14 protein-coding genes are annotated in these 27000 nt (G+C 49.1%); 7 read left to right on the top strand and 7 right to left on the bottom strand.

The window, feature by feature from the left end; genetic code table 11:
• Positions 1-191: 191 nt before the first annotated feature.
• From H6570_02915 to H6570_02900, 4 genes are all read right to left on the bottom strand, one after another.
• Complete coding sequence (locus H6570_02915; GenBank protein ID MCB9318208.1) at positions 192-6386, bottom strand: T9SS type A sorting domain-containing protein; 6195 nt, start codon at positions 6384-6386, stop codon at positions 192-194.
• A 432-nt stretch (positions 6387-6818) separates the two neighbouring features.
• On the bottom strand, positions 6819-12482 hold the full coding sequence (locus H6570_02910; GenBank protein ID MCB9318207.1) for a T9SS type A sorting domain-containing protein: 5664 nt from the start codon (positions 12480-12482) through the stop codon (positions 6819-6821).
• Between the two features lie 288 nt (positions 12483-12770).
• On the bottom strand, positions 12771-13448 hold the full coding sequence (locus tag H6570_02905; protein MCB9318206.1) for a response regulator transcription factor: 678 nt from the start codon (positions 13446-13448) through the stop codon (positions 12771-12773).
• 18 nt (positions 13449-13466) lie between these two features.
• The gene (locus H6570_02900) at positions 13467-14432 is read right to left on the bottom strand and encodes a N(4)-(beta-N-acetylglucosaminyl)-L-asparaginase (protein ID MCB9318205.1); all 966 of its coding nucleotides are present in this window, start codon (positions 14430-14432) and stop codon (positions 13467-13469) included.
• 63 nt (positions 14433-14495) lie between these two features.
• Here H6570_02900 and H6570_02895 point away from each other — a divergent pair, with 63 nt between their 5' ends.
• Entirely contained in the window at positions 14496-15401 is a 906-nt protein-coding gene (locus tag H6570_02895) for a lysophospholipid acyltransferase family protein (protein MCB9318204.1), read from the top strand.
• 39 nt (positions 15402-15440) lie between these two features.
• Here the strand turns inward: H6570_02895 and H6570_02890 are convergent, their stop codons facing one another.
• Entirely contained in the window at positions 15441-17318 is a 1878-nt protein-coding gene (locus H6570_02890) for a T9SS type A sorting domain-containing protein (protein MCB9318203.1), read from the bottom strand.
• Between the two features lie 469 nt (positions 17319-17787).
• Between H6570_02890 and H6570_02885 the strand changes: the two genes are divergently transcribed.
• From H6570_02885 to trpS, 6 genes are all read left to right on the top strand, one after another.
• Positions 17788-21312, top strand: a complete 3525-nt coding sequence (locus tag H6570_02885; protein ID MCB9318202.1) for a T9SS type A sorting domain-containing protein — start codon at positions 17788-17790, stop codon at positions 21310-21312.
• A 146-nt stretch (positions 21313-21458) separates the two neighbouring features.
• Entirely contained in the window at positions 21459-23198 is a 1740-nt protein-coding gene (locus tag H6570_02880) for a hypothetical protein (GenBank protein MCB9318201.1), read from the top strand.
• A 240-nt stretch (positions 23199-23438) separates the two neighbouring features.
• A complete protein-coding gene (locus H6570_02875; protein MCB9318200.1) occupies positions 23439-23984 on the top strand; it encodes a DUF177 domain-containing protein in 546 nt (181 codons plus the stop codon).
• A gap of 2 nt (positions 23985-23986) precedes the next feature.
• Complete coding sequence (rpmF, locus tag H6570_02870; protein ID MCB9318199.1) at positions 23987-24184, top strand: 50S ribosomal protein L32; 198 nt, start codon at positions 23987-23989, stop codon at positions 24182-24184.
• Between the two features lie 97 nt (positions 24185-24281).
• Entirely contained in the window at positions 24282-24674 is a 393-nt protein-coding gene (locus tag H6570_02865; protein MCB9318198.1) for a RidA family protein, read from the top strand.
• A gap of 6 nt (positions 24675-24680) precedes the next feature.
• On the top strand, positions 24681-25682 hold the full coding sequence (trpS, locus tag H6570_02860; protein ID MCB9318197.1) for a tryptophan--tRNA ligase: 1002 nt from the start codon (positions 24681-24683) through the stop codon (positions 25680-25682).
• 11 nt (positions 25683-25693) lie between these two features.
• On the opposite strand, the gene H6570_02855 is transcribed toward trpS, so the two are convergent.
• Complete coding sequence (locus tag H6570_02855) at positions 25694-26320, bottom strand: hypothetical protein (protein MCB9318196.1); 627 nt, start codon at positions 26318-26320, stop codon at positions 25694-25696.
• 32 nt (positions 26321-26352) lie between these two features.
• Complete coding sequence (locus H6570_02850) at positions 26353-26979, bottom strand: SET domain-containing protein (GenBank protein ID MCB9318195.1); 627 nt, start codon at positions 26977-26979, stop codon at positions 26353-26355.
• Between the last annotated feature and the right edge of the window lie 21 nt (positions 26980-27000).

Raw genomic sequence — 27000 nt, 5'->3', positions numbered from 1 at the left:
ATGTCGTTCTGCCCCTCTTCACAAAGCCAAACCTCGGGCATATCGATCAATTACCTATTACGATTTTTTTTAATACTACCAAAATCGTTCCAATTTATACGGGGAAAATGTTCAAGAAGCAGTAGGGTAATAACGTAAAGAGGCCTGCATGTGGTGCATACAGGCCTCTTTTATTTTTCAAAACAACTGTATTAATCGATAACCACCAGTTTTTTAGTGGCTACGTTTGCGCCATTTTCCAGACGGTAGTACAATACGCCGGTAACGCCCACCTCACCTTTCTTCAGCTTCACTTCGTGGTACCCCTTTGTATATGTCCCCCGGATCTGCTTCAGCTGCTTACCCGTCACGTCCATGATCGTCAGCGTCGCATCCCCTGACTCCGGCAGTGTAAACCCGATCACCGTCTCTGTCGTGAATGGGTTCGGCATGTTCTGGTACAATGCAAAGTTATTCACATCTAACACTCTGCCGTCCTGCTCAAACTGCAGGTTCAGTCCGCTCACCTCGCCGCCTACATACGATTCACTCCGCGTGATCACGTCGCTCAGCTGCAGCATCTGGCTCAGCTGTCCGCTCTCCTGAGCACGAACCCGTACCGTAAACAGTACCTCACCGTCACTCACCGTCACTCCACGGCTATCATTCCAGCTCGATGTCATGATCCCGTCTTTGCTCCGCTGCAGTCCCACATTCTGTTCCGTCACATCCAGCGCTCCCGCTTCGATGCCAAGGACCTCCATCTGGCGCCCCAGCAACGTGAACTGATAGCCGTCAACGTCTTTGAAGTTCCGGGCCATAAAGGCCACCGATACTTCTTCTCCCGCTGCTACCGTTCGGTCTTCGATCCCAAACGCCAGGTGTACATTGTCGCGGATCTCCGCACTCTGCAGCTGCTGGCTGTTGGCCTTGCTCGTATTGTTCACATCTCCCACCTTGATCCCTACGAAGTTCACTTCTTCATTTTGGTTCAGGTCCTGGATGTTGTATACTTCCTGGAAGCCCCACGGTGCCTGTACATCAGCATAGGTCTGATCTGCTACCGCAAAACGCCAGCTTGTGTTATTCGGCAATTCATCGATAACGCCCAGTACCAGCTTACGAAGCTCTACCAGGTCCAGTACCGTGATCTTGTTGTCTCCATTCACATCCGCGGCAATCACATTGTATGGTCCCTGCAGACTTTCCAATCCCAGGATGTGTTTCTGGATCTCGAAGATGTCCAGCGTACTTACTCCATTCGTCGGGTCGTCATCACGTACCGGCTTGATCTCATACGCATTGTTCGCCATCAGGCTGTTGAAGGCATAGCGGCCGTCAACTCCCGTCTGATACGTCGGCAGATTTGACCCCGACTGGGCCAGGTTCACATCCACGTATTCGACCGTCACCGACTGACTCGTCGTGATCTGTCCATTCACCGATCCCAGGTTCGCTCCCGGGCAGGCTTCCGTTCCCGGCTGTACCAGGATGTACGTCTCACAGAAATCGAAATTGCCCGTCTCATCCCACACGTAGATCGTCACATTGTGCTGACCCAGGTCATCACACGTCAACGTCTCCGAGGAGCTCCGCTGTGCTTCGTCGTAGTCCGCATCATCCTCCGGTGCCGTAGGTCCGAAGGTGAAACGCAGTTTATCCTGTGCCGTACAGTTATCATAGCTGCCTGCATCCAGGTCGATCGCCCAGATGTCCACCGTTCCTGAACTCGGCATGATCACCGTCGCTATACCATTGTAGCAGTAGGGCGTCGGCTTCTTGCAGTCACGGATCGTGAAGGACGTCGTGCAGGTGTCTTCATTGCCGCACAGATCCGAGGCGATCAAGCATACATCGTGCGTACCTACCGGGAAGCTACCTTCCAGTACATGACCCTGGCCATAGATGTAACCTGCCGGTGCATCGCTCTGGTATGGCTTCACGAAGTAGCGGTAACGGATCTCATCTGCCGGCGTGCAGCCATCTTCAGCGCTGCCCAGATCATACGATACACTCGTTCCTTCACAGTCTGCATCGTAGATACAGGTCTCCGGCAACTCATTGCATGTGACCACCGGTGCATTCTCATCGATCACCTTGATCACCTGCAGGTATTCCATATATCCGTCGCCATCGTCTTTCAGGTTCCGGTTGATGCAGCAGCGGTCCGGACCGGCTACGATACGGTCGTCGACGATCACATCCGGATAACGCTCATGGATGTCTGGTGAATAAACACACCAGTCGATCACTTTCCATCTACGCAATATCTTATAGCAGGCACCATCTACGATGTCATAACGCTCGTCACTGTACGTGATACCGATCAGTTCGCAGTCGTCATCCGATATTTCCGGATAACCTGCTCCCTCTGCGGTTGCCGCCAGGTCAAGGTCCACTTCTGTACATTCTGCCAGTACGTCCGCCGGGAAGATCACTTCGAAGTCCGATCTCGGCTTCACATACAGGGTCTGATGATCGTAGGAGGTGTTGCCACATTTATCCGTCGCTGTGATGGTCCGGGTGAAGGTCCCCACCCCGCACTCGTTCAGCGAGCCTTCGATCACGTCATCAACTTCCGGATACCAGCAGTTATCACTGATCTGCCAGTCTTCCGTCGTCTCGTCAAAATAGCTTTGTGGATCCGGGTGGCCTCCATCCGGATTGTCGTATTTATCCAGCCACAGCCATACCCGGCAATAGATCGGTGCCCAGTTTTCCGGGTACCAGGAGTACAGATCCGTACAATGATTGTAGCCATATTCATCTCCGCACGTTGCTCCGCCGTAGTAACCATAGTCTCCTCCATCCCATGGGATGCGGGTACACAATTCTTCGTGTCCCAGCGTGATGTGGTCCGCGTAGCTGTCATCCATAAAGCAACCTGAGGTCAGCAACTCATCCGAACCGTAACATACGTCGTGGGCAAACATGGCCCCATGGAAATCGTACGTGTCCGGTCCGTACGTGATCGAGCCCCAGTACGGTACACCATCACAATAGACCGTGATATCATCCGGAGCTACCACCACCGGCGGCTGCTTGTCGTCCTTCAGCACCTGGATCATACAGTCGTTGTATAGGTGAGGGAAGGCCCAACGCTTCTTGGTACTTAAACTCCAGGTTATGGAATATTCTGTCGGATAGGCGTTAACAACCCGGTTGTGCCATTCATTGTAGATAGGCGTGGATCCAAAATAGCCGCATATCGGCGCGAAAAAAGTGCCATGATCACCCGGAGTGAAACAGGGTGAAGCATAAAATTCCGGAGCCCAGGTTACCGGATTGGTAAACGAAAGTAGCTCACTGGTCATCTTGATGTCACCTTGTGTGGAACTCATTGCCGTGGTACCTGCCTGGTTCATCAAGGTCAGGAAGTCGCAGGAAAATTCCGGACGCGGATCTCCATAGTGGATGTACTCATCCAACTTGTACAAATACCAGGCAGCAAATTTCTCGGATAAATTCCACCAATACCATTCATGTTCCCCTCCATAGAACGTATGGGGATCGTAGAGAGGTACGTCGCAGGCCTCATAGACCCGCAAAACCAATTGCTCATCACCACATTCTGTCACATCAATGTAGTCGTCAAAGACGAAAATGTTGATCCATTCTTCGATGGCTTCATCGATCGCATCACTGTAATGGTGATAATCGTATGGGTCGAGACATCCAGCAAAATAGTTATGCCAGTAATCCCTCCAGTAGGTGATGGAGTCCATACTGGCTACTGCAAAGTGCAGTTGGTCGCAGCAGTTGTCGTGGCTACCATCGTCCAGGTCTTTGGCATAGACACGGGCCCAGCATGAATCCGGGTCCAGGGTCACCTGGGTGATTTCATCACAAACCGGCGTTGGTGGGGTGTTATCTTCTACATTAACCATTATGGCATAAGTACATTGGTTCCAACAACGATCTATAAAGGTATAGTGGATACAATGCCAGCCAAATGGTAAGTAAATATGGCTTGTACCTCCTTCATCTATGTTACCAGATTGCAATACTGTTTTCCCGGGATGGTCCGGATCATTGTATTCCACTTCGTAGTAAACGGTTATTTCATTATCACATTCCTTGGATAGGTAACTGCGCAAATCTGGAAGAGAAACACCCGCTTTACAATCGTGGGGGTCTACTTCAGTCAATAGATCAACATCAATGATCGGATAGCCAATATCATAGCTAAATAATGTTGCAGTTCCCGTTTGTACTATATACACCTTACCGTCATAAGTGGATATTCCTTCGCTAGATCCTGGCCCAGTAAAAGCCAGCATCACTTGACCGAAATCGGAATTGTACAATCGCGCTTGATTGGTCCCACTATCGTATATCCAAAAGCCATCAACCTTTGGATCGTAAGCGATCCCGTCCGGGCTGGATCCAAATATCGGATAATCTGCAACATGAGTTCCTTGCATTGAGAATGCATGGACAACATTAGTGCCTGATCCATTTACTATATATAGTAAGTTCGTTTTTGGATTATAAGCAATGCCTTCTGGAAAAGAAGTATAAGCTGCTACCGAGAAGGAATTGATTAGATTTCCTTGCTTATCAAAAATAAGTATTTGATCACCATGAGTCTCCGTCAGGTAGATCATATTGGCACCATCTGTGGTTACGGCGATGACATTCGATCCTGCAGGATAACCGAATACCTGTCGGATAACTTTACCGTGGACGTCAATTTCGTATAAGGCATCGTTACCTAAGTCTGAAATAAGAAAATAGCCGTTACCCAGTGAAAACAAGTCCGCAGGGCCTGGCAAATTAATGCTATGTGATTGTACGCTCGCTTCAATCTCAGTCGCAGAATCAAATTTATAGTTGCGGATGTATTTGGGATCCACCAGTGGCCCTTTCGTATCCGTAATCTTGATCCACTGGATGCACTGGGTATCGCGCTTGGTACACCAGTCGTAGATGTCCCACACCCGGCGGATCTTATACGACTTGCCGCAGGTAGGTAATATGTAGTCGGTGTATTCGTAGACAATCATACACTTGCCGCCTGTTCCAAATACCGGTCCATCATCAGACTTCTCCGGGATCATATAGGCAGGATCCTGCAGCGGATCGACACTGCTCAGGTAAGGCGCCGGGAAATAACCGTCTCCATCCGTCGGCCAGGGATGGGCATAACCCTGTTCATCGAGGTAGGTATCTCCCTTCACCCCGGTATTCCAGAGCAACTCGACGTATTTGCCATTTCGTAATACCTCCGTGGTACACTCGATCTGGGTGTCCGGGGGACAAACCACGCTGTCAATGGTCTCCTTCCAGATGAAGATCGTGTCCTGACATTCCTTGAAATTACCCCAGATATCCGTAGCACGTACTTTGCGGGCCATATAGCCAATCAGTTCACGGCTTTCTTCGCAATCGAAGCTGACATACTTTTTACTCAGAACTTCTACCTGAGGGCCTCCATAGAGGGTACAATTTTCAGCAGTGGACACTGTATTAGCAGCCTCATCGGCAACCAGACAGCTTACCGTGATGTTACGGCATTCTATCTGCGGTGGGTATTTGTCTTCTACCTTAATATGTCCCCAGCAGGTATTGTTGGTATTCAGATCGATCACCTTGTAGATCAAATCCGCTCCTACCAGCCCTACATCCACCTGGTCACGGTTGGGATACAGGGTATTGTAGTAATCGTAGGGATATGCCAGCATGGCGATCAGGTTCGTACAATCCTGGTCATTATCCGCAAGTACATCTGCAGGCGTGATCTGGCGATCGCAGGTTCCGTTCATCGAGATGGTAACCTGGTCGTGACAACTCAGATTACAGGTTCCATCCGGAGGACTGGCTCTGCGATTCAGCCCTGCCCTGAAGCGGATACGGCCATCGGACGCTGATACCAGATAATAAACCACTGTCAACTCACCATCGTCTGAAGTACTGGTGAAGGTACGTGGCCCTGTAACCGCGTAAGAAGAACCATCGCGGTAATTGTCAAACAGGGTATCCACCTGACTGGAGCCAGCAGGAATATTCGCTGCTACACCCTGGCAAACCGATGGATATAAGCTTTCATCCACATGTCCGTTCAAGACGACAACCCGGCTCACGACGTGTACCCCACCATCCAGAATGTATTCCGGAAGGATGTTGATCATAACCGACATTGCATTATCCCCGGGTGCCAGATAGGTCACCGACTTGCAGAATAACGATGGGTCAAATTTGGGCACCTTGGTTTTATCAGTCGTGAATTCTTCCGCACAGTCCAACTGACCGATGTTTCTGCGTACCGTGTCACCGGCATTTAAGGTGACCGTAGTGATCTCACAGGCACCGGCTAATAATTTTTGGGTGGCATGAACCTGAATGCCGGATACGATTGCCAGGATCAGGATCAGCAATCGGATAGGTGTAAATTTCGTCTTGTTCATGGACATGGTTTGATCAAGTTTGCGTGTGTGTTTCGGTTGAAGAACTCTTGACGGATAACCGATTTACTGGCTTTCGACACGTCTCCGAATCAAAATTAACCCAACGAAATTCCTAATCAGGATAGAGCCAATGGTATATTTCAGACTAAATAATTATATAATATATAGCAATAAGAATTAAAGCTATTTACACATAAATGATGTTTTACATACTATAAAATTTATTAATGTGTAAGCTTATAATTAACTATGAATCAACGGGAATTGCATATTTCTAAGAAGTTCCATCAATATTTGGAAACGAGTAAACGTAAGGAGGTACAGGCAAGATAGAAGGTATCATAAGCCTGGTGTTGAAAACATCCGGCCGAAAAGCAAAAGAGGCCTGCATGCGATGCATACAGGCCTCTTTTATTTTTCAAAACAACTGTATTAATCGATAACCACCAGTTTTTTAGTGGCTACGTTTGCGCCATTTTCCAGACGGTAATACAATACGCCGGTAACGCCCACCTCACCTTTCTTCAGCTTCACTTCGTGGTAGCCCTTCGTATATGTCCCCCGGATCTGCTTCAGCTGCTTACCCGTCACGTCCATGATCGTCAGCGTCGCATCCCCTGACTCCGGCAGCGTAAACCCGATCACTGTCTCTGTCGTGAATGGGTTCGGCATGTTCTGGTACAATGCAAAGTTATTCACATCTAACACTCTGCCGTCCTGCTCAAACTGCAGGTTCAGTCCGCTCACCTCGCCGCCTACATACGATTCACTCCGCGTGATCACGTCGCTCAGCTGCAGCATCTGGCTCAGCTGTCCGCTCTCCTGAGCACGAACCCGTACCGTAAACAGTACCTCACCGTCACTCACCGTCACTCCACGGCTGTCATTCCAGCTCGATGTCATGATCCCGTCTTTGCTCCGCTGCAGTCCCACATTCTGTTCCGTCACATCCAGCGCTCCCGCTTCGATGCCAAGGACCTCCATCTGGCGCCCCAGCAACGTGAACTGATAGCCGTCAACGTCTTTGAAGTTCCGGGCCATAAAGGCCACCGATACTTCTTCTCCCGCTGCTACCGTTCGGTCTTCGATCCCAAACGCCAGGTGTACATTGTCGCGGATCTCCGCACTCTGCAGCTGCTGGCTGTTGGCCTTGCTCGTATTGTTCACATCTCCCACCTTGATCCCTACGAAGTTCACTTCTTCATTTTGGTTCAGGTCCTGGATGTTGTATACTTCCTGGAAGCCCCACGGTGCCTGTACATCAGCATAGGTCTGATCTGCTACCGCAAAACGCCAGCTTGTGTTATTCGGCAATTCATCGATAACGCCCAGTACCAGCTTACGAAGCTCTACCAGGTCCAGTACCGTGATCTTGTTGTCTCCATTCACATCCGCGGCAATCACATTGTATGGTCCCTGCAGACTTTCCAATCCCAGGATGTGTTTCTGGATCTCGAAGATGTCCAGCGTACTTACTCCATTCGTCGGGTCGTCATCACGTACCGGCTTGATCTCATACGCATTGTTCGCCATCAGGCTGTTGAAGGCATAGCGGCCGTCAACTCCCGTCTGATACGTCGGCAGATTTGACCCCGACTGGGCCAGGTTCACATCCACGTATTCGACCGTCACCGACTGACTCGTCGTGATCTGTCCATTCACCGATCCCAGGTTCGCTCCCGGGCAGGCTTCCGTTCCCGGCTGTACCAGGATGTACGTCTCACAGAAATCGAAATTGCCCGTCTCATCCCACACGTAGATCGTCACATTGTGCTGACCCAGGTCATCACACGTCAACGTCTCCGAGGAGCTCCGCTGTGCTTCGTCGTAGTCCGCATCATCCTCCGGTGCCGTAGGTCCGAAGGTGAAACGCAGTTTATCCTGTGCCGTACAGTTGTCATAGCTGCCTGCATCCAGGTCGATCGCCCAGATGTCCACCGTCCCTGAACTCGGCATGATCACCGTCGCTATACCATTGTAGCAGTAGGGCGTCGGCTTCTTGCAGTCACGGATCGTGAAGGACGTCGTGCAGGTGTCTTCATTGCCGCACAGATCCGAGGCGATCAGGCATACATCGTGCGTACCTACCGGGAAGCTGCCTTCCAGTACATGACCCTGGCCATAGATGTAACCTGCCGGTGCATCGCTCTGGTATGGCTTCACGAAGTAGCGGTAACGGATCTCATCTGCCGGCGTGCAGCCATCTTCAGCGCTGCCCAGATCATACGATACACTCGTTCCTTCGCAGTCTGCATCGTAGATACAGGTCTCCGGCAACTCATTGCATGTGACCACCGGTGCATTCTCATCGATCACCTTGATCACCTGCAGGTATTCCATATATCCGTCGCCATCGTCTTTCAGGTTCCGGTTGATGCAGCAGCGGTCCGGACCGGCTACGATACGGTCGTCAACGATCACATCCGGATAACGCTCATGGATGTCTGGTGAATAAACACACCAGTCGATCACTTTCCATCTACGCAATATCTTATAGCAGGCACCGTCTACGATGTCATAACGCTCGTCACTGTACGTGATACCGATCAGTTCGCAGTCGTCATCCGATATTTCCGGATAACCTGCTCCCTCTGCGGTTGCGGCCAGGTCCAGATCAACTTCCGTACATTCTGCCAGTACGTCCGCCGGGAAGATCACTTCAAAGTCCGATCTCGGCTTAACATACAGGGTCTGATGATCGTAGGAGGTGTTGCCACATTTATCCGTGGCTGTGATCGTCCGGGTGAAGGTCCCCACCCCGCACTCGTTCAGCGAGCCTTCGATCACGTCATCAACTTCCGGATACCAGCAGTTATCACTGATCTGCCAGTCTTCCGTCGTCTCGTCAAAATAGCTTTGTGGATCCGGGTGGCCTCCATCCGGATTGTCGTATTTATCCAGCCACAGCCATACCCGGCAATAGATCGGTGCCCAGTTTTCCGGGTACCAGGAGTACAGATCCGTACAATGGTTGTAGCCATATTCATCTCCGCACGTTGCTCCGCCGTAGTAACCATAGTCTCCTCCATCCCACGGGATGCGGGTACACAATTCTTCGTGTCCCAGCGTGATGTGGTCCGCGTAGCTGTCATCCATAAAGCAACCTGAGGTCAGCAACTCATCCGAACCGTAACATACGTCGTGGGCAAACATGGCCCCATGGAAATCGTAAGTGTCCGGTCCGTATGTGATCGAGCCCCAGTACGGTACACCATCACAATAGACCGTGATATCATCAGGAGCTACCACCACCGGCGGCTGCTTGTCGTCCTTCAGCACCTGGATCATACAGTCGTTGTACAGGTGAGGGAAGTGCCAGCGTTTTTGAGTGCTTAAGGCATTAACGGTAATGGTAGTCTCGGTGGGATATGCAGACTGTACCCGTCCGCGCCATTCCGATTCAGCTGATGCTGGATCGAAATAATAATCGCAGATAGGCGCCTGATAGGTGCCATGCTCAAAGAAACCAAGATCCACAATTGGGATCATGGGATTGCTGATATTACCCAATGCAAAGCATGCAACAGCGTGCATTGGGAAGTCCCACTTAAATCCAATTTCAATTGATAGAGGAACTACCTCACTGGTCTGGGAGGCTTCAACCTTGTTCATTAGCTGGAATTCATGATCGCAGGTTAGAGCAGGTCTGGGATCTCCATAATGAATGTAATCATTCAGTCGGTAGATGTACCAGGCCGCGAACTTATACGATAAGTTCCACCAGTACCATTCATGTTCTCCACCATAGAATAGATGCGGATCATAAAGCGGTACATCACAAGCCTCGTAGACCCGTAATACCAGCTGTTCATCACCACATTCCGTCACATCGATGTAGTCGTCAAAGACGAAGATGTTGATCCAGTCTTCGATTTCCTGATCGATGGCATCGCTGTAATGATGGTAATCATATGGGTCCAGGCAACCGGCATAATATTCATGCCAGTAATCTCTCCAATAGGTAATGGAGTCCATGGAGGCTACTGCAAAATGCAGTTGATCGCAACAATTGTCATGGCTGCCATCATCCAGGTCTTTTGCATAAACCCGTGCCCAGCAATTTTCCGGGTCAAGGGTCACCTGGGTGATCTCGTCGCAGACAGGAGTCGGCGGGGTATTGTCGTAAATGCTAATACCTTGTAGTAATAATGTTTCATTCCAGCACCGGTCACGAATGTGGTAGACCACATTATGCCAACCTGCGGGCAAGTATACGTGGGCTGTACTGCCTTCGGCAATGCTGCCTGATTCCAGAACCGTTTTGCCGGGATGTGAAGGATCCAAATATTCTATTTCATAATAGACATCCAGCTGATCATCACAATCTTTCAATACCCAGGCACGCGGATCAGGCAGGGTAACCCCGGATTTACAGTCATGGGGATCTGAATCTGCCTTTAATACTTCACATGCAATCCAGGCACCTAATTCAATGGCTTTTTCATGCACCGATTCAGGGACATAATCACACTCGTGATCCAGATCTATGTGAATCACATTATCGAAAATATTGTTGAGGTGGTTAGGATCGATTACAGGTGCCTGGGTATCCGTGATCTTGATCCACTGGATGCACTGGGTATCCCGTTTGGTACACCAGTCGTAGATATCCCACACCCGGCGGATCTTATAAGACTTGCCGCAGGTGGGTAATACATAGTCGGTGTATTCGTACACGATCATACACTTTCCGCCAGTACCAAATACTGGTCCGTCATCAGACTTCTCTGGAATCATATAGGCCGGATCCTGCAGCGGATCTACACTGCTCAGGTACGGCGCCGGAAAATAACCGTCTCCATCCGTCGGCCAGGGATGGGCATAACCCTGCTCATCCAGGTAGGTATCACCCTTCTTCCCGGTATTCCATAGTAATTCTACAGTCTTACCGTTGCGAACTACTTCCGTGGTACACTCGATCAGGGTGTCCGGGGGACAAACCACGCTGTCAATGGTCTCTTTCCAGATGAAGATCGTGTCCTGACATTCCCGGAAGTTACCCCAGATATCCGTAGCCCGTACTTTGCGAGCCATATAACCGATCAGGTCACGGCTTTCTTCGCAATCGAAACTGACATATTTTTTACTCAGAATGTCTACCTGTGGACCTCCATAGAGGGTGCAATTTTCAGCAGTGGATACTGAATTCGATGCTTCATCAGCTACCAGGCAGCTTACCGTGATGTTACGGCATTCTATCTGTGGGGGATATTTGTCTTCTACCTTAATATGTCCCCAGCAGGTATTGTTGGTATTGAGATCGATCACCTTATAGATCAGATCCGCTCCAACAAGACCAACGTCTACCTGGTCACGGTTAGGATACCGGTCATTGTAGAAATCGTAGGGATAAGCCAGCATGGTGATCAGGTTGGTGCAATCCTCATCGATGTCCGATAAAACATCGGCAGGAGTTACCTGGCGATCACAGGAGCTGTTCATTGAGATGGTTACCTGGTCGTGGCAACTCAGGTTACATACTCCGTCCGGTGGACTCGGGCGGCGGTTCAGACCAGCCCGGAATGGAATCCGTCCGTCGGAGGCTGAAACGATGTAATATACGACCGTCAACTCACCGTCGTCCGTCGTACTGGTGAACGTACGTGGTGTAGTCGGAGTGATCGATGAACCATTCCTGAAATTGTCAAACAGGGTATCCACCTGGGCAGAACCGGAAGGAATGTTCAGTGCGGTCATATTCGCGCAAACGGAAGGTAAGAGTGCTTCGTCTACATGACCATTCAGAACCAAAACCCGGCTGATCACATTTACCCCGCCATCGATGATATAATCGTCCAGTAAGTTGATCATTACGGACATCGTTGGGTCACTGGGTACAATGTGAGTAACCGATTTACAATAGATGCTTGGGTCAAAACCATTCAGAATATCAAAGTCACTGTTTGGCACTTCGAACTCCGAAGCGCAATCCTTGAATTTAATATTCCGGTAAATGGTATCACCAGCATTCACCGTTAGAGTAGCCTCCGAACATGCACCAGCCAAAGGCTTATTGGTGGCATTCAAAAGCGTAACGGAACTTAGGGTAATAACGAAAAAGATAAACTTGATGAAAGTAAAATTCGTCTGACTCATGTGTAAGTTATTGAGTTCAATAAACTACTGTGTAAGTATAGTGCCTTTTTGAAATGACCGGAATACCTCAGATATACCGATACAAATACAAAAATAACTTAATTCATAGGATGCCTTCTACCGTTTTTATAGTATGTTTTACATCACAAGAATAGCTCATTTCTAATTGTTTGCTCTTTAATAAGATATACATTATGAAATGTTAAATCTCACCTGAGAGCTGTAGATTGGTGTGAAGTTTTAACGGTTGACACGGAGAATCCGGACAATGGTGCTGACCGGACCGTTTTATTCATACAATTTCATTTCCAGAGCTTTCTTTACGAGGCTTGCCGTATTGTTTACCCCCATTTTCCGCATGATATTTTTACGGTGTACGCCAACTGTCTGGTCGCTGATAAAAAGCAAGTCGCCGATTTCGCGATTGGTTTTGGCCTGGGTAATGTATTTCAGAATCTCACGTTCGCGATTGGTCAATGCATTACGCATCAGGTAGGCGTCCCCTTTTAAGGTGTATTCAGACGGTTTACTCTTCGGCCCTGACAAATTAGGAATGGGCTTTACCCCCTTTCCCATAAAGGTCTCGCCGGTAAACACTTCATCAATGCCAAGTTTGAGGTCTTCCAGCGAATTCCGTTTTAATATATACCCGTCAGCACCGTTCAGGAAGGCTTTTTTGACAAATTCAGCATTGTCATACATCGAGATGACCACAATGCGTAAGCGGGTATAATTCTCCCGGAAGTGGGAAATCAGGTCCAGCCCGTCCCCGTCAGACAGGTGCAAATCCAGCATTAACAAGTCCAGATTATCAGCGTGATTCCATTTCAATGCGTCAGCATAGGAATGGGCGCGGGCAACAACTCTCAGTCGATTGGATGTACCCAGGTTTTCCAGCAATAATGCAAATGCATGTACGAACAACTCGTGGTCATCAATGAGACCAACTTTTACAATTTTTTCCATAGTATACCAAATTCACTACTATTTCAGATAGTAGAGGGCAGCCACAGTAGTGCTCTGTTTTTCATCTTGCAGAGCATAGGTAAAACCCTTCTGTAGGCTGTAGGCTCCAACATCGCCGTTGCGACCAAGTGCCAAATAGCCGATTTGCATATCCTGGGGTCGTTTCTCCCGTTTGGCTATTCGTTCAACTGCCTCCATACAAGCCTCCTGCGGGCTGCGTCCCTGCCGCATCAGTTCCACTACGAGAAATGATCCTACCGTACGCATCACCGCTTCACCCAGACCAGTTGCAGCCGCACCACCGATCTCGGGATCCACATACAGACCGGCACCGATGATGGGTGAATCCCCCACCCTTCCGTGCAGTTTATATGCCAATCCACTCGTGGTACATGCGCCTGCAAGTCCGCCCTGACTGTCTAAGGCCAACATGGCTATGGTATCGTGATTTTCTACGTTTATAATCGGTTTGTATTCCGCTGATTTTTTCCACTTTTCCCAAGCATTTTTAGCATCCTTGGTTAAAATGTTTTCTTTCTTAAAACCTTGTGAAAGAGCAAAATCCAGAGCACCTTCACCGGCGAGCATCACATGAGGGGTACGCTCCATCACCATTCTGGCGACAGAGATCGGATGACTGATGTGCTCGAGGAAGCATACGCTACCAGCATTGCCATATTCATCCATGATGCAGGCATCCAGGGTCACCTTTCCATCCCGGTCCGGCAATCCACCCACACCTACGGTCATATTGCTGGTGTCGGCTTCAATGACCATGACACCCTGCTCCACCGCGTCGAGGGCTCTTCCGCCTTTGCCCAGGATCTCCCAGGCCCGTACATTGGCTTTTTGGCCAAAATCCCAGGTAGAAACCACCACTGGCTTACGCTCAATGACATCCATCTTTGGGGCAATGGAATTGCTCAGTATCAATGATCCGGTAGATGCTACAGTGGTATGAATAAAGTCTCTCCTGCTAAACATGTGTTGTTTGCTCTAATTGATAACCCTACCTTCGCAGGCAAGATTTAAAACAATAATAGGTAAATGCAACGAATTGCTTTCGGTATATCTTGGAGTTTTATAAAAATCCTGGGGCTTATACCTGAATCGCTTATCTATAGGCAAGTAAGACTGATTTCATGGTTTCTTAGGCGTTGCCTCAAATATAGAAAAAAAGTTCTTTATGGAAATTTAATTCGCGCTTTTCCGGATTTAACCCCGGAATCATTGGAAAAGCTGGCAGATGCCAACTACCGTATCCTCGCCACCACCCTCCTGGAGTCCCTGCGTGGATTTACCATGAACAATGCAATGTTACTGGAAAGATTCACCATCCTTCATGGTGAACTGCTGAACCAGTATGCCGAGCAGGGCAAAAGCACAGTACTGCTGTCGAGCCATATCGGCAACTGGGAATGGGCTGCCCTGGGCATGGCGCAACAGTTGAAACCACCGGTCTACGGGATTTATAAACCACTGACGAACAAATATCTGGAAAGGTATGTGCTCAAAACCCGCGGTGCCTTTGGATTGCATTTAATTCCCGTAAAACAAACCGCGATGGCTGTACAGCTGTGTCAGGAAAAACCAGGATGTCTGGTATTGGTAGCTGATCAAAGTCCCGGCAAGATAGCCAAGGCAATCTGGACTCCGCTGTTCGGCATCGAAACACCTTTTGTCCATGGCCCTGAAGCTATCGCGCGCGAAAATAACTGGCCGGTGCTATACGGTGATATCAAGCACACTTCGCAAGGTCATTATACCATGGAAATTGAAGTTCTGGTAGAAAATCCACGTGAGGTGGCGCCTGGTGAAATAACTGCCCGCTATGCCAGAAAACTGGAAAGTATCATCCGGAAAAATCCGGCTGACTGGCTGTGGTCCCATCGCAGGTGGAAAAAAGTAGAACAGGACACCCAACCACACTCAGAAACGTCATTAGCAGATTGATCATAGTCCACAATACCCGGCTGCGGTGGCTTGAATCTCCTAAAGCTTGGAAATCTTATACACATTGGTGACATCACCCATGCGCAGCTGTACCAGATAAGTACCACTGACAATTTGATCTGAAACCGGAATGACAAAATCGTTTTCACCTTCCAGCAAACTAAGTTCACGGTACAGGGATTCCTGACCCAGCATATTGATTAACCGCAACTGGCAGGTACTGCTGTGAGAAGCATACACTTTCATATGCATTTCACTATTGACCGGATTGGGATAGATCGCCATATCCAGGTTGCGTTTGGCAACAACGACGCCGGAATGCGGGATCTGTTCGTGAGGCATTGCCTGGAAGACATTGTCCTGCATCAGGCTAATCCCGGTATTTCTTTTGATGATGGCGGAGAACTTGGTATTGTTGATCTCGGCAACTTCCGCCGGGGACAACGCCGGATCATTCTTGTAAAAGAACCGGTCTCCGTCTCTCAGTTCTGTAAATTGCCGGTGCATTATCTCCGTAACGGTTGGCCCGAAGATGGTTCCTTCCATGGGGTCTTCGGATAACATCCCCACCCAGGGATCGATATTATTGACATCACCATAGATCTGGGCGAGCAGGCGGCTCACATCTGTCTTGCTGGTTATATCCGAAAACCTGGTGATCCGCTGCAGCCCTACCGCAGCACGGATGGTATTGTAGTCCGCGAGACCACGCTCTCTTCCGCGCATGATATTGATGGCCGCCAGATCAAGCCCGCCTTGTCCCGGGGCACCAAATAAGAAGTTACGAACGTCATCCACCACTTTGCAGTCAAATTCCTGCTGAACCTGGGTAGCCATACCTTTGAAGAGCGGGTCCAACCCGCCTCCGGTGATCATCTGCAGTGGCTGGAAGAATGCCTGACGCAGCGTAAGGTGTCCCTGTGGTATCTCTTCACCTTTGTTGTCAAGACGCAGGATCTGATTATTGATCAGCGTATGTCCGAGACGGAATGCGGCCGCAGAAAACTCATTGCTGATGCCGGCGTCCACGTTGCTCTGATAGCCGATGTATTCGGTCATCGGTACACCCATGGCCGGAAGCCATTCATTATAGGTGATCGATTCGATGAAGCCGCTTATTTTTCTTTTCGCATGCTGGTAGATCTGCTCATCATTCCATTCGGGATGCTGCTTTTTGATCTGATCGCATTGCCGGTTGTGTTCACGAACAAACAAGGTATGTACCGCCAGCAAATAAAGATTCTCATTGGCGCGTACATCACCGGCTACAAAAGTCGGGTTCGGGTCATTGGGTGTCAGCTTGGCCATAAACGGAGCTAACGGATCAATGTTAGAGTTGTACTCGCCGGTAAGGGTAGACAACGGCAACAAATCATCGGAAGAAGTCCTCAGCTTTCCGTCCTGGAAAGTCCGTAACCAATTGGCCCGATTAGCATCTGACCCGTAGATTCCACTGCCATCAATAAAGGAGGTGATGGCATTGATGTGCTGGCGTGGTGTTGTGATCCCGGTGGTCGGGTCAAAAACAGAACGTTTGATTGGAATAACCGGCCCAATGATATCGCCATCAGGTACCCGGATCATCAGGGTTTCATTTTCCTCATCGGGAACCAGGGTAATGTCGTGATCGATGAATTGGCCAAACACCCATACAAAGGCACTGAGTCCTTTCTGGTCGTTGATGTTATCGGTCTGATCAAACATCAGATTGCTGATAATACGGGGATTCATGCGATCCACCGGTACTCCGATACCGTCGGCATATTGCGCGGGAGCCAGGCGCTTCATGGTTGTGTTAGCAGCTCCCAGATTTGGTTCATAAGGGTTATTCAAGGTGCCGTCAATGGTCCTCGCCTCCTGAGCGAATACCCATACTGAGCCCAATATCATTAAGCTAACAAGTACACATCTCTTCATAGGCTTAGCGATTGCGCTGACATCAATTAAGGATATATGTGCGTTCCAACAACACCTTAGAATCCGGATTCCAGATCCGGAGGGGAAAAGCAAAGATATATGTTTTGACGGTACCATGGTTGTCTGACTCATCCTTTATTTTGTTAAGATGGCGGAAGAGAATTTTACTGGCAGCTGTTTCGGGATGAATCCGGTCGTCCACGGGTTGCAAAACAAATATATAACGATATTTTATAACTTATAAAATATTGTATTATAATCCTTTAACTTTAACTTTTAAGCTATTCACGCTCCTGGTCCGAATTGTATATTCATGTATTTCAAAAATCAATCCATTTCTGTTACCCGGGAGGGTTTCCGAAGCTCCGGGGTGTACCGGCTGGATATATGAAACATATGGGTTATTTTTCGCGTTACATGCGATACACCATTTGACGACATCCTGATTCTTCGAAGAAATTTTTCGATCATGCCAAGACCGGTTGTACTATTATCCCTGATTGTATTCTTTGCCATTCCATCCACCAGCACAGCCCAGAATTTTTTCGAGCCCATATTGGATATCAGGGAATTACCGCAGGATGCCGAGGCTGGCCGGCACTATTTTAAAGTGGACTTTCCTGGTTTGTGGTCATGGATCCAAAATTCTCCGGCACCGGAACTTATTCTGCCTACGGAACATTCAACTACCCGTTTTCAACTGCAACAAACAGCAGTTTTAGCTCCGGAATTGGCCAAAAAATATCCGGACATCCGTACCTATCTGGGCAAGAGCGGGTCCATGACACTCCATTGTGTCATCACTCCAAATCAGTTTAGTGCCTATCTGGATGATGGCACCATAACCCAGCTGCTGGAAGGCGATACGAGATCTGCCAGCCTGGGGAAACTTTCGGCCTGGATGGGTTCTGGAGAAACTTTTCCCTGTACCGTGCTTGATGGACAGGGTGGAAAAACTACCGGATTTCATCACGCTGAGGACGTTCTGGAAACAAGGGACCCGCTGGCGGACCAGGTTCTGCGTACCTACCGGCTGGCAGTTGCAACCACCGGTGAATTCTCTGCTAAATACGGTAACACCCGCACTTCAGTCATGACGGAAGTGGTTTCCATTATCACCAAGGTCAATGCAGTCATGGAAAGAGATCTGTCCATCAACCTACAGCTGGTCGATGGCACCGATCAATTGTTCTTCCTGAATCCGCAGACGGATCCCTTCACCAATGGTTCACCCGATTCCCTGCTGCTTCAGGCGCCATTTGCCATCAATGCTGTGATCAATACCAACAACTACGACATCGGACATGTATTCGGGACCAATGCCGGTGGTGTTGCATTTCTGGGTACGGTCTGTACTGCCGGCAAGGCGAATGCCACTTCAAGTACCTTCGGCGCTTACAGCAACAGCCTTTTTTACCTGATCGTTGCCCACGAAATGGGACATCAGCTGAATGCGACCCATTCATTCAACTTTTGTGACGGGGAAAATGAGTCTTCGGAAACTGCATACGAACCCGGGAGCGGATCTACCATCATGTGTTATGCCGGCGCCAGCAACTGCGGATCCAACTATGTTGCATCAAGAAATGAGGACTACTACCACAACATTGCACTGAATCAAATCATCACGTTTACCAGGCAGGGTATCGGCGCCACCTGCGGAAGTACCGCTCCTATCAGCAACACATCACCCCAGGTCAGCATTCTGGACATTGGCTTTACCCATATCCCCAAGTCTACACCGTTTCAACTGCGCGGTGAAGCCACGGATAATGAAGACAGTGACCTGACCTATTGCTGGGAGGAATACAATTTGGGTCCCCAATCTGCGCTCGGTGAACCTAAAGGGGATGCGCCGGCATTCCGCTCGTACCCACCGACAAGTGACCCGGTCAGAACATTACCCAATCTCACCAATTATTTGCTTGGCTTAAGTTCCAAGACGGAAGTATTGCCGGATTATTCAAGGAATTTGAAATTCCGACTTACCGTGCGGGACAATCATGCCGGAGGTGGACTGGCATCCTGGCAGGAGCTGAGCTTTAAAGTGGATGGCAATGCAGGTCCCTTCCGCGTCACAGGCCCCGGCTCCGGGGCTACCTGGGAGAACAATCAATACCAGCTGGTTACCTGGGATGTCGCCAATACCGATAATAGTCAGGTCAACTGTCAGAAGGTACGGATACTGCTATCCACGGATGGCGGGCACAATCACCCGATCGTATTAAAAGATGTCACCGAAAATGACGGATCGGAATACGTCCTGATACCGGCAGGTATCGAGACCAGCGCTGCCAACATCAAGGTAGAAGCAATCAACAATGTATTTTTCAATCTGTCACCGGGAACGTTCAAAATCCAAACCGGAACTACCGAAACCTGGTCTTTCGGGATCACGCCTAATTCACTGGATCTCTGCATACCAGGTTCTGAATCCATTGTCATTGACACGAAGTCTTCCAATGGCTTTCAAGACCCCATAACCATAACCTGGCCCGGGCAGTTACCGGAAGGCATAATGCTTGACGCTGACCAGACCACCGTTCAGCCGGATGAAACCATCAATCTGACCTTAACCGCAGCTTATCAGACGATTTATCAGGACACCAGCATTATGCTCACCTTGCAAAGCGGCAATGATGAGCGTACCATACCAGTCTACCTCCATCTTACTCCCAGTGACTTTTCTGCACTGGCCTTATCATCACCCGCAGATGGAGCTACAGGTCAATCCAGCCTGCCCCGGTTAACCTGGCAAACCGTACCGGATGCGGATTACTACTGGGTGGAGGTGAGTAACGATCCGGGTTTCACCTCGAATATCCTGCAGAAGCTGTCCTATACCAATTTCTATGACGTAACCTCTCCCCTCTCCAACAGCAGCGTCTACTACTGGCGTATCACCCCAGCCAACTCCTGCCGGAGCGGAGAGCCCTCTGCCGCATCCGCGTTCCAAACCAAAACACAGACTTGCCAGGAATACACCAATTCGACTCCCGTGATCGGTGGCAGGCAAGCGGAATCGGTAATCGCTGTCCCAATGGGAATCATACCAACGGATGTTAACGTACTGAATCTGAAAGGCACCTGGCAGCTGGTGGGAAATCTGACATTCACACTGGTTAATCCGTTGGACAGTTCGGTTATCCTGGCCAAAGGCAAATGTTCGAACCTGAGTAATTTTGATTTTGGGTTTGACGATCAATCCTCCACATTATTATCTTGTCCGCTGTCCTCGCAGAAGATCTTCAAACCGGAGAATCCTCTTTCAAAGTTAAACGGATTGCCGGCCGGAGGAGACTGGAAGCTACGGATCACAGATAATGGTGGTAACAGTGGGGGCAGTATCGATCAATGGACTTTGGCCTTGTGTTTTGATGATGTTCTCAATCCTCCGGTGCTGATCGGCAGCGACACCCTGCTCGTCATGCCATCGATCAGCACCCCGTTGAATCCGGATCTCCTTACGGTAAGTGACGGGGACCAGAGCATCGGGGACTTACAAGTCACCCTGCTGCAGGAACCGGTTAAAGGTGAACTTCGATTGAACAATCAAATCCTGGCTGTAGGCTCTCAAATGACCCTGCTGCAACTCCTCGACGGATCAAGCAATTATACCTTTACATCTCCTGAAGCAGGACTGGATTCAGTGGTCGTATCCATTCAGGATGGCCATGGAGGATGGATTCCACGGGCTACGATCTACTTCAGGTCGGATGCCGGAGTGGCCATTAAGCATCTGGAAGAATTAACATTCCAGCTCTACCCCAACCCGGCCGTGGACAGGTTACATCTGGAATTCACGGAAGTCCTGAACCGTCCGGTTATGGTACTTATCGATGCGTTGGGCAGGAATATCTGGCAACGGGCCTTTAACGAATCTATCCGGTCGTACGATGTAAGCTTGACTCAAATCACACCTGGTATCTATTTTTTCCTTGTAAAAACAGCAGATAAATCCGGAATTAAAAAAATAATGATCCAGGCTCCGTAGCGATTCTTTCAGGATTGCTAAATTAGTTTTTGCAGAGACCAACTCCTGCATCCCTGATCTTATCCTTTTTATTTCTTCTGCTTGAGAATGACTTATTTTCATAGCAGTAATTTCTTTATTATATTCCGAATCAAATCTCCGCACCTATGAAATGTCTATTCACCCTTTTACTAAGTTTTACCACCCTGGGATTCCTGCAGTCCCAGACTATTGCTCTTAATCCGGACAACGGAAACCCTGGCTCCGCATTTACGGTAACCATCACCGGAACTGCCACCGCATTCAGTGTCGCTTCGACTACTACCGCCCGCATTTCCAACGGAATAGAATCTTATGATATCACCGGATCAGCAACCAGCGCCACCCGGTTTTCAGGCTCGCTTGACCTGCCTCCCGATGCTACATCCGGATTGTACAATGCAACCATCTGGCAACAGGGTACCGCCGGTACCTTCTGGTCATGTGCGGATTGTTTTACCATCAACGCAGCCTGTCTAATCGATGCCACCCCTTCCGTATTACCCGTTACCTGCGCCGGGGAATCTACCGGATCGATCAATCTGGAAGTCCTTGGCGCCACAGGCAGTGAAACCTATACCTGGAGTTCGGGCCAAACCACAAAAGATATTTCCGGGATACCTGCCGGAAATTATACCGTTACCATCACGGAAGGCACCTGCACTGTAGAGGTATCCGCCGAAGTCACGGAGCCAGTCCCCCTCGTCCTTTCTACTGAATCACACCAGGAATCCACGGCCGGAGCCGGAGACGGATCCATCACGCTTTTGGTTAGCGGAGGTACCATGCCTTACGCTTATTCCTGGTCGAATGGGGAGACCACCCAGGACATCGGCAATTTATCCCATGGCGTCTATCAGGTAACGGTTACCGATTTTAATGGATGCCAGGCCCTGAGTGCCGAAATCCAGATCATGGGTGGTGCCTGTGCCCTTGAAGTTGCTGTCAATTCAACGCCCATTTTCTGTAACGGAGATAACTCAGGCAATATCCGGCTGAATGTCACCGGAGCAGTGGGTGATGTCACAGTCCAGTGGTCGAATGGCGCCCCGGATACCACATTCATCAGCGGACTGTTAGCCGGTGATTATCAATATACGGTCACGGATGGAGCTGCATGCGAGGTGACTGGTGAAGTCACCCTTACTTCCCCGGATCCGGTCGGAATCATCCTTACTACCACCCATGTAGCCTGTGGTGGCGATTCTACCGGAACAGCAAAAGCAGAAATAACAGGTGCTCAGGGTGTATACTCCATATCCTGGTCCACCGGAGACCTTGGTGACAGCATCAGTAACCTGGGAGCCGGAAGTTATATGGTCTATGCATTGGATGAACTGGGTTGTCTAACCAACGACTCATTCATGATAACGGAGAATGCACCGGTCACTATTCTGATTGATACCGTGCTTAGCGTGGAAGGAATCATCCGGGTTACGGTACAGGGTGGGACAGAACCGTTTACCTACCAATGGAGCAATGATACCTCGGTCGTCAGTACCAATGAAGATCTGACCGGCGCCACGCCCGGATTATACCGGTTGTCAGTCACAGACGGGCTCGGTTGTCAGGCTGTATCGGACACCATTCGCATCGAAGAGACATCAGCCCGATTTGATCAGCAGCTGATCGAACAGATTCGAACCTATCCCAATCCCGTCAAGTACCAGCTGACCATCAGGCTGCCACAAGCCCTGATCGGAAGCCGGCTTTCACTGATCAATGTACTTGGACAGACCATATGGGAAGGTAAAGCGACAGATCAACTGACCACGATCGCCAATCAGCAATGGGCTTCCGGATGGCACAGCCTTCGCATTCGACAGGATGACCGGCAAATAAGTATTCCGGTCCTGGTACAAGAGTAACCGCATGATAACGACTGCTTCAATGAGGATTAATGACCCTTGATGAAGTAATAAACGACTGGAATTTGAACTTATTGATTTCGCATTTCCCGGCTCAGGGACTGTCGACAAAACGGCCTGCCAGCAACCTTTGACGGGTTGTCAGCAAAGCCCCTCAGGCCCCCATTGAAATGCGAAAAAAGTTCGTGCCGATTTAAAATAAAGCATTACCTTTGCAAACTCTTTTGCTAGTTCTTTGTCATGGATGCAAAATCGATGTTTGACCTTCCCATCTCAGGGTTGCGCAATGGTATTCACCATTTTCAATTTGACCTGGGGGAAGACTTTTTCGCAGGATACGATCAGTCTCCGGTAGAACAAGGCAAATTCCATGCAGTGGTGACGCTTGAAAAAAACAGTGATGCCATGGTGATGGATTGTGCTATTGAGGGTAAAATGGCAGCCATTTGTGACCGCTGCCTGGAACCCATCCAACTTCCGGTGACGTTTGAGCAGACGTATTTTTTTCGATACAGTGAGGAGGCAAGGGACGAAGGAGATGTGATCTACCTTCAACCAAAAACGCCGGTACTCAACATTGCCGACATGCTCTATGAAACAACTTGCCTGGGTATTCCCATGACCAAGGTTTATGCATGTGAAGAGGATCCGGAAGCGAAATGCAATGAGGAAATATTAAACATCCTGCAGGCATCCCATGAAGAACCGAATGAAGAGCCCGGGGAAACCGAAAGCAATTCCGTTTGGGAAGTATTAAAAAAGTTAAATTACGATCAAAATAATTAATCATGGCACATCCTAAGTCGCGCGTATCGAAAGCCAGAAAAAACAAGCGCCGCACCCATAAGAAACTTACCACTCCCAACGTGGCGATTTGCCCTACTACGGGTGAACCCCATCTGTGGCACCGTGCCTACTGGCATGAAGGCAATATGTACTATAAAGGCCAGTTGGTGATCAAAGCGGAAGAAGCCTTCGAAGAATAATCGAGTATAAGCTTTTCAGAATATTCAACAAGAAGCTGTCTGACGTCCTGCTGGTTCTGGAGTGTGTCAGACAGCTTTTTTATTTAATCCCTTTAACATGGCAAAAAAAATCATCAAAACCGAAACAGCGCCGGCGCCGGTAGGACCTTACAACCAGGCAACCCAGTGGGGTGACCTGCTCTTTATCTCCGGCCAGATTGCTATCATTCCCGAGCAGAATACGATCCTGGAAGGCACCATCGAAGAAGAAACCCACCAGGTGCTGAAAAACATCGGATCCATATTAAAAGCTGCCGGAATGGACTATGCAGATGTGCTCAAGTGCTCGGTATTTGTTAAAGACATGCACCTGTTTGGACGCATCAATGTCATCTATGCCGAATACTTTGGCGAGGAAAATGCTCCGGCCAGGGAATTGGTTCAGGTTAGCGCGTTGCCAAAGTTCGTCAATATCGAGATATCCGCCATCGCCGCTAAAAAAGCATCCTGACCGAATATGGAAGGCAAAAAACAAGTTCTCTCCTGCATCCAGCCCACCGGAAATGTACATCTCGGCCGTTATTTCGGAGCCATCCAAAACTGGGTAGCACTGCAGGACCAGTATGATTGTTTCTACGGGGTTGTCAATTACCACGGCATGACCACGCCTTTTGATCCGCAAAAACTGCGGACACTGACCTGGGATGTTGCCTTCCGTCTGATCGCCTGCGGCCTGGACGTAAACAATATTTTCATACACTCACTGGTGCCGGAGCATACCGAACTGGCCTGGATCCTGAGCTGCATGACTTCCTATGGCGAACTCACCAGGATGACCCAGTTTAAAGATAAAAGTCAACAGATCTCGGAGTCCAGCAAGGATGCCTTTATATCCACGGGCCTGTTCACCTATCCCGTATTACAGGCAGCGGATATCATTATTTATCACGCCCATTATGTACCGGTGGGCAAGGACCAGGAACAGCATCTCGAACTGACACGGAATATTGCCACACGGTTTAATTATGTCGTAAAAAAGGATTATTTCCCCCTCCCGGAACCATTGTATACCGAAATCCCGAAGGTCATGTCAACCGCCGACCCTACGAGGAAAATGAGTGCATCTCTGGGCGAGAAACATAATATTGATGTTTTTGCGGACCCGGACCGTATGCGTAAACAGATCATGAGCGCCGTGACCGATTCGGGAGATATCAAATATCCCGCCATGAGTCCAGGCGTGGAAAATTTATTCTCCCTGCTGAAAGCTTCAGGCCAGACTACTTCTTACAACGACCTGATGAGTCAGTACCAAAACGGAACCCTGGGTTACGGGATGCTTAAGGAACAAGTGGCCAATGCCATTGTCGAGATGACCGAGCCCTTCCGTCAGAAGTTAAAAAGCCTGCAGGCCGATAAGCGCGCTGTCAAAGACCAAATCAAACAGTCATCTGCCCGGATCCGCGAACGTGCCCAGCAAACCCTGCGGGAAGTGCGCGAACTGTCCGGATTGATTTGATCAGATCCGCATCATTTCGACCAATAAGGCGATTTTTTACTGGCACGTCGCAGAAGGTTATCCACCAGCTGTGCAGGTGTGCTTCCTACCGAACCAGAAATGTTGTGGTGGTAACTCCAGAATAACTTCTTGGTTTGACGGTCATGGAGTTCCAGTGTAGCCACTGTCTGATTGGTGTTTCCCCAAATGCCTACCAATAAACCAAGGGCAATTGCTCCACCTTCCGACATGGGCTTACTCAAAGCAAAGTTGGAAGTAATCACGGCATCAACATCCAGCAGCGTACATATTTGATCCGGCGCCAGTGTTCCGTCCTGATATTCAACGGATTTATTGAGCCGGGCATTGGTTGTTGCTACATCCTGGATTTCAACGTCAAACGCATTTTGCATTTTGCGTTTTAAAAACCAGGAATACATTTCCTGCTGAAAATTGACGGATTCGGTTTTTTGTTGCTCACGGAGGGCCTCTGCATCAACTTTTTTGGTGGCGGCAATGGAAACGACCGGTGGCAGAATCGCAATGTTTTTATCGCGTTTCGCCAGGGTATAGGCATCCTTGGAATAGTAAATGGTGGCACATCCGGAGAATACAGTTACAGCAGCCAGGATGACCCCGATTTTCAGGAAGATTTTCATGTCAAAGGCTTTTTTGGAGTAATTCAGGTATTTCATTTACGGCCATTCTCTACCATAATCAATGCGCCTTCCTCTGAACCGGGATAATAACAAGCCAATATCGATTCCATTGGCTGTCTACCGGTAGAAACATCCATGTAATGCTCCCACCGGGTATCCCGGATAAGATGCCGGAGCGGTTGGCTCACCTTTCCTATGCGTTTGAATGCAGGCCATAACTTGCGATCCCAGACTTTGTAATATCGTTTGAGATCGTCGGGATAGACCGTCTTACGCCGGGTACCTTCATCCAAAGCGCGGAATGGGGTTCCAATGTTAAGATAGCCATAATCATCGGTTAATTCTTCTCCCGGGTAAATATCCCGTATGGCAATCTCGAAATCATAAGCGGTTGTCAGACAGTTTGAGTTAAAACTGTGATTGACAAAACGTCCATGATCCCAACAAAGGACGTGATTCCCTGCACTGTTGCGAAAGGAATAGGTATCCAGTATCTGCTGGTAAATAGGCTCCATGTTCCCGATATCTTCCGGCGAAAATTCGCGGTCAAGCTCATCAAGAACCCAGGTTATGGTCCCTTTGGGGATCATTTGTTTGGCTACTACACCGTAGCCTTTCAAATCGTTGATGTATCGAATTTCAGTATGTGGATGGATCATGTGAAACACGAATTAAAATGC

This window comes from Lewinellaceae bacterium (assembly GCA_020636135.1).
Classification (GTDB): Bacteria; Bacteroidota; Bacteroidia; order Chitinophagales; family Saprospiraceae; genus JAGQXC01.
The sequence above is the reverse complement of the archived record's forward strand: the minus strand, read 5'-3'. Positions and strand labels throughout refer to the sequence as shown.

What these genes read in the sequence shown, in the direction of transcription:
- H6570_02915 (MCB9318208.1), bottom strand. Translation starts at nt 6,386, where the DNA reads ATGAACAAGACGAAATTTACACCTATCCGATTGCTGATCCTGATCCTG.
- H6570_02910 (MCB9318207.1), bottom strand. Translation starts at nt 12,482, where the DNA reads ATGAGTCAGACGAATTTTACTTTCATCAAGTTTATCTTTTTCGTTATT.
- H6570_02905 (MCB9318206.1), bottom strand. Translation starts at nt 13,448, where the DNA reads ATGGAAAAAATTGTAAAAGTTGGTCTCATTGATGACCACGAGTTGTTC.
- H6570_02900 (MCB9318205.1), bottom strand. Translation starts at nt 14,432, where the DNA reads ATGTTTAGCAGGAGAGACTTTATTCATACCACTGTAGCATCTACCGGA.
- H6570_02895 (MCB9318204.1), top strand. Translation starts at nt 14,496, where the DNA reads ATGCAACGAATTGCTTTCGGTATATCTTGGAGTTTTATAAAAATCCTG.
- H6570_02890 (MCB9318203.1), bottom strand. Translation starts at nt 17,318, where the DNA reads ATGAAGAGATGTGTACTTGTTAGCTTAATGATATTGGGCTCAGTATGG.
- H6570_02885 (MCB9318202.1), top strand. Translation starts at nt 17,788, where the DNA reads ATGCCAAGACCGGTTGTACTATTATCCCTGATTGTATTCTTTGCCATT.
- H6570_02880 (MCB9318201.1), top strand. Translation starts at nt 21,459, where the DNA reads ATGAAATGTCTATTCACCCTTTTACTAAGTTTTACCACCCTGGGATTC.
- H6570_02875 (MCB9318200.1), top strand. Translation starts at nt 23,439, where the DNA reads ATGGATGCAAAATCGATGTTTGACCTTCCCATCTCAGGGTTGCGCAAT.
- rpmF (MCB9318199.1), top strand. Translation starts at nt 23,987, where the DNA reads ATGGCACATCCTAAGTCGCGCGTATCGAAAGCCAGAAAAAACAAGCGC.
- H6570_02865 (MCB9318198.1), top strand. Translation starts at nt 24,282, where the DNA reads ATGGCAAAAAAAATCATCAAAACCGAAACAGCGCCGGCGCCGGTAGGA.
- trpS (MCB9318197.1), top strand. Translation starts at nt 24,681, where the DNA reads ATGGAAGGCAAAAAACAAGTTCTCTCCTGCATCCAGCCCACCGGAAAT.
- H6570_02855 (MCB9318196.1), bottom strand. Translation starts at nt 26,320, where the DNA reads ATGAAAATCTTCCTGAAAATCGGGGTCATCCTGGCTGCTGTAACTGTA.
- H6570_02850 (MCB9318195.1), bottom strand. Translation starts at nt 26,979, where the DNA reads ATGATCCATCCACATACTGAAATTCGATACATCAACGATTTGAAAGGC.